The sequence below is a fragment of the Pseudomonas flavescens genome, assembly GCF_013408425.1.
Classification (GTDB): Bacteria; Pseudomonadota; Gammaproteobacteria; order Pseudomonadales; family Pseudomonadaceae; genus Aquipseudomonas; species Aquipseudomonas fulva_A.
In genome coordinates this window covers 3632636-3643776 of sequence record NZ_JACBYV010000001.1, presented here as the reverse complement: position 1 = coordinate 3643776, position 11141 = coordinate 3632636, and the positions used below count along the sequence as shown (strand labels likewise).

General features: G+C 56.2%; 9 protein-coding genes, 1 other RNA gene and 1 pseudogene. 3 read left to right on the top strand and 8 right to left on the bottom strand.

Going from position 1 to position 11141, the window contains the following annotated elements:
• Positions 1 to 139: 139 nt before the first annotated feature.
• The 4 genes and pseudogenes from FHR27_RS16305 to FHR27_RS16290 all read right to left on the bottom strand — a co-directional run bounded on the left by FHR27_RS16305 (position 140) and on the right by FHR27_RS16290 (position 3541).
• Complete coding sequence (locus FHR27_RS16305; RefSeq protein WP_179539069.1) at positions 140 to 1036, bottom strand: recombination directionality factor; 897 nt, start codon at positions 1034 to 1036, stop codon at positions 140 to 142.
• 88 nt (positions 1037 to 1124) lie between these two features.
• Positions 1125 to 2125 (bottom strand): annotated as a pseudogene (locus FHR27_RS16300) (YqaJ viral recombinase family nuclease).
• Positions 2126 to 2203: 78 nt separating this feature from the next.
• Entirely contained in the window at positions 2204 to 3172 is a 969-nt protein-coding gene (locus FHR27_RS16295; protein WP_179539068.1) for a DUF932 domain-containing protein, read from the bottom strand.
• Between the two features lie 96 nt (positions 3173 to 3268).
• On the bottom strand, positions 3269 to 3541 hold the full coding sequence (locus tag FHR27_RS16290) for a hypothetical protein (protein ID WP_257026922.1): 273 nt from the start codon (positions 3539 to 3541) through the stop codon (positions 3269 to 3271).
• Between the two features lie 221 nt (positions 3542 to 3762).
• On the opposite strand from FHR27_RS16290, the gene FHR27_RS16285 reads away from it, so the two are divergent.
• The 3 genes from FHR27_RS16285 (at position 3763) to FHR27_RS16275 (ending at position 7635) form a co-directional block, all read left to right on the top strand.
• Entirely contained in the window at positions 3763 to 4896 is a 1134-nt protein-coding gene (locus tag FHR27_RS16285; protein ID WP_179539066.1) for an ImmA/IrrE family metallo-endopeptidase, read from the top strand.
• A 109-nt stretch (positions 4897 to 5005) separates the two neighbouring features.
• Positions 5006 to 5533, top strand: a complete 528-nt coding sequence (locus tag FHR27_RS16280) for a hypothetical protein (protein ID WP_179539065.1) — start codon at positions 5006 to 5008, stop codon at positions 5531 to 5533.
• A 119-nt stretch (positions 5534 to 5652) separates the two neighbouring features.
• Entirely contained in the window at positions 5653 to 7635 is a 1983-nt protein-coding gene (locus FHR27_RS16275) for a PIN-like domain-containing protein (RefSeq protein WP_179539064.1), read from the top strand.
• A 216-nt stretch (positions 7636 to 7851) separates the two neighbouring features.
• Here the strand turns inward: FHR27_RS16275 and FHR27_RS16270 are convergent, their stop codons facing one another.
• The 4 genes from FHR27_RS16270 to FHR27_RS16255 form a co-directional block, all read right to left on the bottom strand.
• Positions 7852 to 9108, bottom strand: a complete 1257-nt coding sequence (locus FHR27_RS16270; protein ID WP_179539063.1) for an integrase domain-containing protein — start codon at positions 9106 to 9108, stop codon at positions 7852 to 7854.
• Positions 9109 to 9292: 184 nt separating this feature from the next.
• Positions 9293 to 9684, bottom strand: a transfer-messenger RNA (tmRNA) gene (gene ssrA / locus FHR27_RS16265).
• Between the two features lie 104 nt (positions 9685 to 9788).
• The gene (locus tag FHR27_RS16260; RefSeq protein ID WP_042552989.1) at positions 9789 to 10064 is read right to left on the bottom strand and encodes a hypothetical protein; all 276 of its coding nucleotides are present in this window, start codon (positions 10062 to 10064) and stop codon (positions 9789 to 9791) included.
• 155 nt (positions 10065 to 10219) lie between these two features.
• Positions 10220 to 11107, bottom strand: coding sequence for a cation diffusion facilitator family transporter (locus FHR27_RS16255; protein WP_179539062.1), 888 nt, complete (start codon positions 11105 to 11107; stop codon positions 10220 to 10222).
• Between the last annotated feature and the right edge of the window lie 34 nt (positions 11108 to 11141).

Genomic DNA, 11141 nt, shown 5'->3' with positions numbered 1-11141 from the left:
GCGCAGCATCAGCACAATGCTCACGACCAACGCCCCGGCTGCCGCCAGCGCGCCAATGAATACAAATAGATGCAGCAGAAATCGTAATAGCATCATCTTGGTTCTCCAAAAACCTGCCTGAAGCCAGGCAGGTGATAGGTCAGTGAGTTTGAGCGGCAAGCACTTCCAGCTTGCCGGCTAGTGAGCTGGTGCTGGGTGATGGTGCTTCGCTATGCGTGTTGCTAGATGTCGCGTCTGGGTTAGAAAAGAACTCTTCAATCACAGCGCTGCTGTCTTCTTCGCTGTCTTCAAAAGCACCATTACCAAAGCCGCGACGAGCCGCCTCATCCAGCGCGGTTTGATGAAAGCCTGCGGTTTGCCGTTGCTCATCCAGCTCATTGGCAGCGCGTAGCGCTTCACTCATGTCGATGCCGCCACGTACCGTGAGGTCGACGTAAAAGATCGGTGTGCCATGGCTCTGGCGTGTCGATTTGCCACGTAAACGAAGCTCAAGCGGTAGACATGCCAAGCGGTTGCCCGAAATAGCCTGGAAGTAATGCAGGCGAGCGGCCAAGGTGCGGATGCTGTTGAAGCCGGTGGTACGAAACACAAAACTACCCATCGGGTCGTCATCACCGATCAACACGTTTAGCCGACCATAAGGCTTGCAGGCACCACCCTTTGCCAGCGGACAGGCATCCGGCGAGGGGCAAGGAAGTGATTGCATACCGTCCTGAGTGACGCGTTTGCAGGTCTCGCCATTGCCCACGCACAGCGGCCGCCCAGATTGGCGGTCGAACAGCGTGTAGTCGGCGCGGAAATTCAGCTCTGGTTCATTGAACAGCAGCCGTACCGGAATGCTGCGCAGCTTGTCTTCTTGGCTTTTACGCAGCTCGTCATTGAGCGGGTGCAGCAGCCAGCCGTCCTTGCCTTGTACCTGCGAGGTGATGGTGAATTGATCATCTTTTTCTGGCAGGCGTTTGCCGTTTTTCTCGATGACTTTCCCGATTGAAATCCGTCCTAGAACCGGTGGGGTGATAGCCAGGCCTCTGAGCATGGTGATTCTCCTGCAAGCGAAAAAAGGCCAGCCACGCAGCGCTAACTGCATGGGCTCGCCAAGGGGGGGTGGTTGAGCGAGGTGGTAGTTAGCCGATCAGGAAGCGCCGGCTGCCTTGCTTGAGCTTGGCGTAGCGAACCTGCAGGTAGGGCTTATCCTTCAGCATGGTTTCAACATCGAGCACGCTGCTGTCTTTGGATTTCTTCCAGCTGATAAAACCGTGGCTGAACTCCGCGCGGGTGGCATCGCCCATGGCCTGTTGCAGCATCTGCTTGAGCTGGGCTTCGCGGGTTTCCTTCTCGCTGATGGATTGGCGAACAGCCTTGAGCTCAAGATAGGCTGCAGCCAAACCCGCACGGCCACTGAAATTGACGGTCTGGCCGTTGTCTTCCGGATGAGGCATCGGAGCGCTATTTCAGCAGATGCAGAGCCATCAGCAGGCGGTGGCGTGTCGGTCTCGACGTAGTGCCAGAACTTTCGTTCCAGCTCAATGAGGCGAGCAATCATCTGCTCGTCCCTTTCGATGCGGTGGATCTCCAGCATTTGGCCGCCCAGCAATACCGCCACATCTGCCGCCTGCTTGCCAGTGACCGCGAGCTGATGCATTACCTGCAGTTGCACATACTCGGGCACGCCTTCTTTCCAGAGGCGTGCGCCGTTTATGCCGGCTGTCTTGCATTCAAGGATCTGCACATCGTCAGCGCCGATCACCTCCCGGTCGATGTTGGCCAGCATCCAAGGCAGCTCAGGATCAGGGTGCTGCAGCACGGCGTTGATGCGCCGCACCTTGTTCTTCTTGCGCTTGCTGTAATGCCAGGCTACGACGGGCTCCAGCACATTGCCCCAGTACATCGGGCTTTCTTCGTCGTGCGGGTCGGCCTTGGGTAACGTGGTATCGCGACCGGTTTTCTCCATCCATAGTTCGAGCTGCGATTTATAGGGATTTAGGCCAACGGCCGCGCCAGCATCAGAACTGCCAATGCCCTGCTTGCGTACCGCCAACCAATCTTCACGCGGTAGTTCCTTGGTACTGATCAAGCGCAGCGCCGGGCGCGGCTTGCTGGTGCTGCTCAACGGAGTAGCTGTCATAGCGATCACCTTGCGGAAATAGAAACGCCCGATCAGCAACTAGGCTGATCGGGCGTTATGGGGTGGGTAAGTAAGCGGTCAGGCGACCAGTTGAAGAGCGGTGTCCAGTGCGCGCTGTTTGATCTGCGCACCCTGGCCGAACCAGGCCGAGTCCATGCGGTACTCGGTGCTGCGAGCACGGCGTTCGTGATCGACAAACTCGGTCACAGAGTTGAGCAGGCCCCAGGCGGTGCCGCGTGCCGAGTCGAGCTGACTGCCACGACCGCGGCCCTCATACAGCTCCTGGACTTTGCGCAGTGCTCGTTCGTTGGGAAGCACCTCGGGAAGAGCACCGGTCGGATTGGTCTCGCACAGTACGTTCATAAAGAAGCCCAGCGCTTCATGCCACTGCACTTTGCGTTCGGCCAGCGCACGCATGCGATATATAAAGTCGTCCCATTGCGAGACGGCGATACCAAGCTGTTTCTTCACCACCGTTGAATCGAAGCGGGTGTTGTGCGGCACTTTGATTGCTCGACTGGTGCCGTCCAGGGCGATGGTTAGGGTGTTGTTGCACACCACACGTACCGTTGTGGGCGTTGCTGTGGTGGCCAGGGTGCCGTCGCAGGATGTAGCCAGTAGCAAGTAGCCGTTCACCTGGTCGTTACCCTTAATCGCAGCACCTTGACCGGTACGAGCCAGCGCCCAGAACTTGCGGCCACCTTTGAGCACGCCAGCCGTTTCCAGCTCGTAGCCAGAGACCTCGGTGAGATCCCGGTAGAACTCCAGTACCTCGCGCGGTTGTACGGTGTGATAGCGATTGGAGACCACCGACAGCGGTGCCTTGGTGTCCGAACGGAACAACACTTTCTGCTCAGGGAACGAGTGGATGGCGCATAGGTGGCCGACGGCATCCGATTTGAAATGCACAGAGCTTTCCTGGATCTGCCAGTTCATGCCGGCTTCGCGTTGCCAGACTTCGATGGGTTGTTTTTGCGTGAGTTGATTGCCCAGGCCATGCCACGGAGCAGCGCCAGCGTAGGCCATAGTTTCGACGAGATGAGCCATGGTTGAGATTCCTTTGGGTGCAGGCGGGCATAAAGCGCCGCGCCCAGCGCAGCACCGTCCGGACGATATGGATAGAAAAGGTGTGGTGCGGCCAGATCAGGCCGGCAAGTTGAAGCGATGACCACAAAGCAAGCAGAGGTTGTGGGCCAATACATGGCGGTCTAGCGTATCGCCCAGCTGCGCGCCAAGCGCACAGCCGCCAACCCCGCCAGCCAGGCCGCCGAGGATGGCGCCAGATATATAGCCGAGCGTGATGCCGAAAGGTCCAGCGATAGTGCCAACTAGCGCACCAGCTTGGCCGCCGGCCAGCGCAGCGCTGACGCCCCGCGCGACACCGCCTACGGTGCCGATGGCTGCGCCGACTTTCATGGCCTGATGGAATGAAGCAACTTTGGGGGAGTGACAGCGAGGACACTGCAATGACATGGGACGAACCTTCTTGGTGGTGATGTCATTGCAGTTATGTGTGGTTGAGATTTTTTTGAATCGAATATCCGTCAGAAGAAAAGGGGCCCCGCAATGTCTGCCTCCCGGATAAGCTAGGTTAAGATACTTTGACTCTTCATTGCAGTTTGGGACATCCAGCGCACATGAACCTTCAATCGCTCGGTGAAAAACTGCAGCGTTACCGCTACCAGTTAGAAATAACGGTGGATGACGTGTCTATGGATACGGCCATCTCGACTGATCGGCTGTCTGAAATTGAAAAGGGCGCTGTTGAGCCAACAGGTGACGAGATCCTGATCCTTGCCGACTTCTACCGGTGCGACTTCAAGTTTTTTATCTCCAATGAGCAAACCGCGCCGTTCGAGCAGACGGAAACTTTGTATAGAGCCCATGGTCGGGAGTTTTCGAAAGATGACCGCGCGGCCATCCAGGAGTTTTTGTACCTATGTGACACTGAACAGTTCCTGACCCAAGAACTGAGAGGCACATCCCAAGAGTTCTTGTTTGAACCTAAAGGAACCTACTTCAAGGGTCATGCGCAAGATGCAGCCAAGGCCCTGCGCAAAGTGATGGGACATGGTGAAAGACAGGTGCCATTAGACATCTACACTGAGTTCCGATCAGTAGGTATCCACGTGTTTCGCCGCAAGCTTTCCAATTCCAAGATTTCGGGTGTTTTCATCCAGCACCCCACAGCTGGGAAATGCATCTTGGTCAATTACAGTGAAGACATCTATCGACAGCGGTTCAGCGCTGCTCATGAGATGGCTCACTCCATTTTTGATAGCCGTGAAGGCGCCAGTGTGACCTTGCAGGGAGGTGGGGCAGATAAGCACGAGGTGCGAGCGAACCGATTCGCATCCTGTTATCTCATGCCTGAGGAAGTCCTTCACAAGCTGCCAAATCCCGCTGGTTGGTCGGAAAGCGATGCCCAACACTGGGCCAATAAATTCAGTGTGAGCTGCGATGCTTTGGGGATCGCTGTCAAAGAAGCAGGCTTGGCCGACAATGAGACGAGCCGGCGGATTCGCCACTATAGAGTACCAAGGGAGGCCAAAGTCGACCCGGAGCTCCCTGAACGCCTGTCTCCTCAGCAGCGTGTGCGAAAGGCGACCTTGCTGGCGCGTGGATTATCCGATTACTACGTTGGCCTCTGCCTGGACGCTTATAGCCAAGACATTATCAGTCTGGGGCGGCTATCTGAGGCCCTGCTTTGTGGATACAGCGAGCTTTCAGAAATCGCGAAACTTTACGGGCGATCCCTTCATGGTCATTGACCCTTCCAAATTCCACCGGGTGAACGTGGCAGACACTTGTTCGGTCTGGAATGTGTTGTCATCTACTCGTCTCTACGCGGCATCGCAGGAAGCGAATTGTGAGTTCTGCATGACTGCATTCGTCCATTACGAGTGTCTGGTCAAACCCCGCACGAACCCAACTGAAGCTGACCTGGAGCTTAGAGAGCGGCTCAAACGTGAGCAGCAACGAGGCAAGTTCAAACCCCATTCTTGTAGCATTGGAGACTTGCAGGCAATCGCGGATTTGGAAAGCCGGAGGCGACTTGGCAAAGGTGAGTTATCTTCGATTGCTTTCGCGACCAGGATCGGTCAAGCCTTCATCACCGATGACCAGAAAGCGCGCAAGCTGTCCGTGAGCGTGGGTAACACGCTCACGCAGACTACCCCTCATCTGCACTCTTGGCTCATCTTCAAGAATCTACTTACCGATGCTGATCACTGCACTGTGACCAGCCAGCACCAGTCAATGGGTGGCTCCCTTGCGCCTCATTTCAACGTCGCTTACGACCTTGCACTACAGTGCAGATTCAATACGCATCTTGCTGCCAACCTTGCAGCGTCAGCATCTGTACCTACTACAATGCCACCCTCTCCTGAGCTCAATCCTGAGACATAACCACGATGGCCAGCGAGAGATGAGCACTAACCCTGAGTCGTAGACAAAAGGGTGGCTGTAGATATGGGCACGCAGCCTAGTTATGGTCAATCAATCATGGTCAAACCAAGGAATAAGCAATGTTGCTCGGGCTCAATTTGCTCAAGAAAACCAAGGACGATTTCTTAACAGATCTTGCCTACTTGGCCAAATCCAAAGACACCCTCATATTCATCGATACCAACATTTTGTCTTACCTGTTCAAGCTCCACTCTGCAGCAAGGCAGGAATTTTTCGACTGGGCAGTGGGGGCTATTGGCGAAGAGCGCCTGTACCTACCAGCCTGGTGCGCCGGTGAATACCTTGCCAAAGTGAGGGAGAACCTGCTTCACACCTACACCCCAAAAGGTAAAGGCGACGACCAGCCAAGGAAAGCGCTTGAAGCTATGCTTGATACTGCCTCTTTGTTTGTAGACGACGCAGTACTCAGGGCGACCAGCTATGCAGGCACCCGAACTGATTATCTAACAGGCTTCCGAGAAGCCATCGACGGGCTGAAGCAATACACACGAGCGTTCAAGCATCAATTTGATCCCGACGAAATCCACGCCGAAATTCAAGAATACCTGGGGACAGCGGTACTTGAATCACCCCTCGCCAAGCTCTGCGAACGAGCAGCCAAAGAAGGGCCAGCACGTATCGAGCATCGCTTGCCACCTGGATTTCGCGATGAAGGGAAGCCAGAAAACCGCCTGGGCGATTTAATCATTTGGTTGGAGCTGCTTGAGTACAGCGCTGAGCGGCGTGCTGACTTTACCCATGTACTTTTCTTGACTAATGATGAGAAGTCAGACTGGGTATACGCCCCGTCAAAACGACTAGATATCACGCGCGCCGGCCTAAGACCTGTTCCGAACATCAACCCTAGGCTTAAGATCATTGATCCTCGCCTGGTTTCGGAGTTTCGGCAGATCGTTGGTCATTCCGAAGTTTCGATCTGCAGCCTATCTTCTCTGGTGCAGGGTATATCCAAAACTGATCCAACGATCATCGCTCAGCTCGCCGCTGCGATCCAGATCGACTTAGGGGGGAGCGAAGGGCTTCCCGCCGATATCGAAATGCCCGTTCAGGCAGAGCCACATGCTGAGCCTGAGGCCGAACCAGACACGGCCCTAGGTGCCGTATCAGCAGCCAACGCTCAGGCAGAGCCGGAGATTGACGTTCAGGACGCTGATGTAGATCAAGGCAAGCCTAACAACTTACCAGCGCAACCAGGCCAAGCAGTTCACGACCTGCCGGATGAAATAGCGGCTGCCATCCAATTGGAGGGATACCGTGATGCAGCATATGAGACAGATGCCCCAGGTCAGCTCAATGACATCATCAGCTCTCTGAAATCACACAACTGGTACATTCAGAACCCAGCTATAGAAAAGATCAAATCAATCCTTAGCGAGGATTTCCCTCCGACCTCTTGGTTCGTTCTAGGCCGCAATATCTATCAGGCCGCGTGCGGGAACGCCCAAAAGGCAATGGATTTCATGGTCAACCTGGATACGCGGCTCAAGCGTTTTCCAGAGCAGGTGTCGACGTACATCTTGGCTGGCATGACTTACGAGATCTATTTCAACAGCCAAGGCGCTCTGCGCGATTCCCCAAAAGCTGGTTACCTGGCCAAGCCGTTAGCTTTGCTGGCAAAAGACGAGTATTCAGACGTACGTGCATTCATCAGATCAAAGTTGGAGCAAGCAGGTGCGCACCTGTATTTCTATCCCGGCGATGATCGGAAGCGGACTGTGGTTGTTCAATCCCACCCGTCAGAAACTGACGATATCCTTGATGCAGATAAGCGGCGACGGCTTAGCTCAATTACCATCGATGGCCGGCAGATCCTGGTGGATGTTCAGCCCGAAAACGACGAGCTGTTAACTCGATACAGGGCGTCCTATTCAGCTACGGATATCCTGGACGATATCTCCGCTACTCTGTCGATCCCACGTTGGGCATTAACCCTTCAGCTGGCTCCCGAAGTCGATACCAGCGTTCGTTTTGTTATCCCCGATGACCGGTGGTTCACGCCTCGCATCGCCGGAGAGGCAGATGGTGCGGGTGGGGCTGCATAACTCAGTGCCAGCTCGCCTCTATGGTGCGGAAGCCTCCCTATGGCAACCGGTTTCTTGCAGAGGCTCTGTAAAAACGTAAACTCTGGACGTTTTAGGGGGGCTTGCCACCCTACCCAATGGGCGATCGTGGAATAAACGCGATACAGGAGGTCGACTTTTGATTGAGTCGATCTCAGTGCACGTTTTGACACCGCCCGGGCCGGTAGTAGCCCTTGATCAGCGTATCGGGGCGACTTTTCTGTCCCGATTTTCCTTGATAGCTGACACCGACAGGTTGCCGGTTGCTGCTTCCTGAATGTGCTCGCTCCACCAGGCCATCATGGGACGTCTGCGTTCGATATAGTCTGCCCGGTTGTAGGCGCTGCGAACCTCGTCCTTGTCGACATGGGCAAGTGCCACCTCGATCAGCTCGGGATCCCAGCCATGCTCGTTGAGTATGGTGCTGGCCATTGAGCGCATGCCATGGCTTACCAAGCGCCCTTCGAAGCCCATGCGTTTTAGCGCCATGTTGGCGGTCTGGCTGTTGCAATGGGTTCGAGGATTTCGGTCTGCAGGAAACACGTATTCGCGGTGCCCGCTGTAGGGTTTGATTGCATCCAAAAGCGCTAGTGCTTGTTCAGTCAGCGGCACTATATGTGTGCGCCGTTTCTTCATGCGCTCTGCAGGAATAGTCCAGATACGCTTTTCGAAGTCAATATCGGCCCAGCGGGTGGTGGCTGCCTCTGCTGGCCGGGTCATGGTGTTGAGTTGCCATTCGATAAGGCAGCGTGTCGTTCTTTTTATGCTGGCATTGGCAATTGCGACCATGAGCTCTTTCAGCTCATCGGGAGCCAGTGCCGCCATGTTCTTTTTTTTCGGCTTTTTAAATACGGAGCGAATCCCACTGAGCGGGTTTGCGTGAATCAGTCCCGAGTTGACCCCGTAAGTCATGATCTCGTTGAGTCGCTGTGACAGCCGCTTAACGGTCTCAAGGCTGCCTTTGGTTTCGAGTGGCCGAAGCAGGTTGATGACTTGTGGTGCGCTGATGACTGAGATCGGTGTGGTGCCCAAATCCGGAAAAACGTGCAGCGTCAGCGAACGCCAGATGTCCTCAGCATAAGCTGGCGTTACTGAATCTTTTTTGAGCTCGTACCAAGCCGTCGCGACGTTCTGAAAAGTATGTTCGGTTTCAGCTTTCTTAGCCTGCTTCAGGGTATCTCGCTGCTCTTTCGGATCGATACCAGTGGCCAGGAGCTCCCTTGCCTCAACGGTCATTTTCCTTGCCTGGGCAAGAGACAGCTCAGGATATGCACCGAGCCCCATGTTGATGCGCTTCTTGGTCACAGGGTGGTAGTAGTTAAAATTCCACAGCTTAGAGCCATTGATTCTCACTCGCATCTGAAGGCCGTCACCATCAACCAGGACGTAATCCTTTTCTAAAGGCTTGGCGGCTTTGATCTTGAGTTCAGAAAGGCGAGTAGCTTGAGCGCACATTGGTATTCCACGAGAGGCTTTGGTATTCCAAAAATTAGCACTTGCAGGCTTGGAATACCATTTGGAATACCAAAAGACATAGATCTTGCGGGACGCTCACGGACACTGGTGGTGCTGAAAGCCCCGTATTTACTGGATTTCAGGCACAAAAAAAGACGTCCGTGGACGTCTTTAGATGTTGTGTTGGTGGAGCCGGGGGGATTTGAACCCCCGTCCGCCAGTTCTCCACTGTCGGTACTACATGCTTAGCCGTGTCTATTAAGTTAATCCTCAGCCGCCCGACGGGCAGGGTGCTTTGGACGAGTTGTGTAAGTTTTAGCCGCTTCGTCCACAACGTACTACGCGGCGATCCTGTTCTGCATGACAATCACTTCAGGTTTACAGGCATCCCCTAGTGATCGCTGGAGCCGAAGCTACCAGAAGGACTAGTCGCGCCGCTTACGCAGCGAGAGCGTAGCCCTCGTAGTTTTCGTCATTGGCAACTATAGAAAGTTGCAACAGTGGATTTACGACTTCTGTTACCAAGTCGGCATGCACCTCGAGCTTCGCTACCGGCGTCGAATCCTAATCGGCCCCAAAAGCGTGCAAGGCGTGCAGTGTACGCCAAAGGTCGGGTGGAGTCGACCGGCATGCACTGCGCCTGCTGAATCAGGCCAGCGTTACGGCTGGCCTGGTTCTCATCAGCTGGTTGCGCCGCTGCCGTCGTCGCCTGGGGCGTCGAGCAGTTGCAGGGCACGCTCGGCGTGGGTGCCGCAGGCTTTCAGGTCGCCAGCAGCCTGAGCATCGGTGGCTTGCTTCTTGGCTTCTTGAACCTGGGATTTCAGCGGATCGGCGAGGGTGGCTTTGGTGGCCACGGCATTGTCGAGTTTCTGCAGGTTGACGGTGCACAGGTCATCGGCTGCAAAGGCTGGTGCGGCCAGTACGGCGGCAATGACGAACATGGATACGCGCTTCATGTGGTAATCCTCTCATCACGAATAGGTTCCCGGTGCCGCCCTGGTCGAGGGTGAGGAAAGCCGGGAGCGACCCACCCAAATCATTTGGGCTTACTGAAGCTGACTGGCCTTTCGTGACGGCGGTTCAGTGTTTTTCTGGTGGCGCATGGCCTGCATCAACTTGGTGCAGGTATATCCAGGGGATCGGCGTGTACCAGCACCTCTGCCTGGGCGAATTCGGCGCGGATGGCATCCTCGACCTTTTCGCAGAGCGCATGGGCTTCATTGAGGCTCAGCGTGCCCGGCAGGTCGACGTGCAACTGCACGAACCAGCGGGTGCCGGACAGGCGTGTGCGCAGGTCGTGGATGCCGATCACGCCGGGCACTGCGCAGGCCAGCTCGCTCATGCGCGTGCTGACGTCGGGGGCGAGTTCCTGGTCCATCAGCACGCTGACCGACTGGCGGGCGATGCTGAAGGCGCTCCACAGGATGTACGCGGCGATGCCGATGGCGAACAGCGCGTCGCCCTGTTGCCAGCCGAAGTAGGCGAGCAGCAGTGCGAGGAGGATGCCGCCGTTTAGCAGCAGGTCGGAGCGGTAGTGCAGCGAGTCGGCATGGATTGCCGTGGAGCCGGTCTGCCGTACCACATGGCGCTGGAACAGCAGCAAGGCCACGGTGAGGACCATGGACAGCAGCATCACCGCGATCCCCAGTGCCTGTGCATCGAGCGGCTCGGGGTGGCGCAGGCGATCGACGCCCTGTACCGCGACGAGTATCGCGCTGGCGCCGATGAACAGCGCCTGGCCCAGCCCGGCGAGGGCCTCGGCCTTGCCATGGCCGTAACGGTGGTCGTCATCGGCGGGGCGCAGGGCGATGTTCACGGCGATCAGGTTGAGCAGCGAGGCGGCGCTGTCGAGCAGCGAGTCGGTGAGGCCGGCCAGCAAGCTGACCGAGCCACTGGCCCACCAGGCGACGGCCTTGCACAGCACCAGCGTCAGCGCCACGCAGAGTGCGGCGGCAGTGGCCTGACGCATCAGGCGAGCGTGCTGGCGAGCGAGGGTCATGGGCAATCCATGGGGGCGGCAGGTGGGGAGCCCG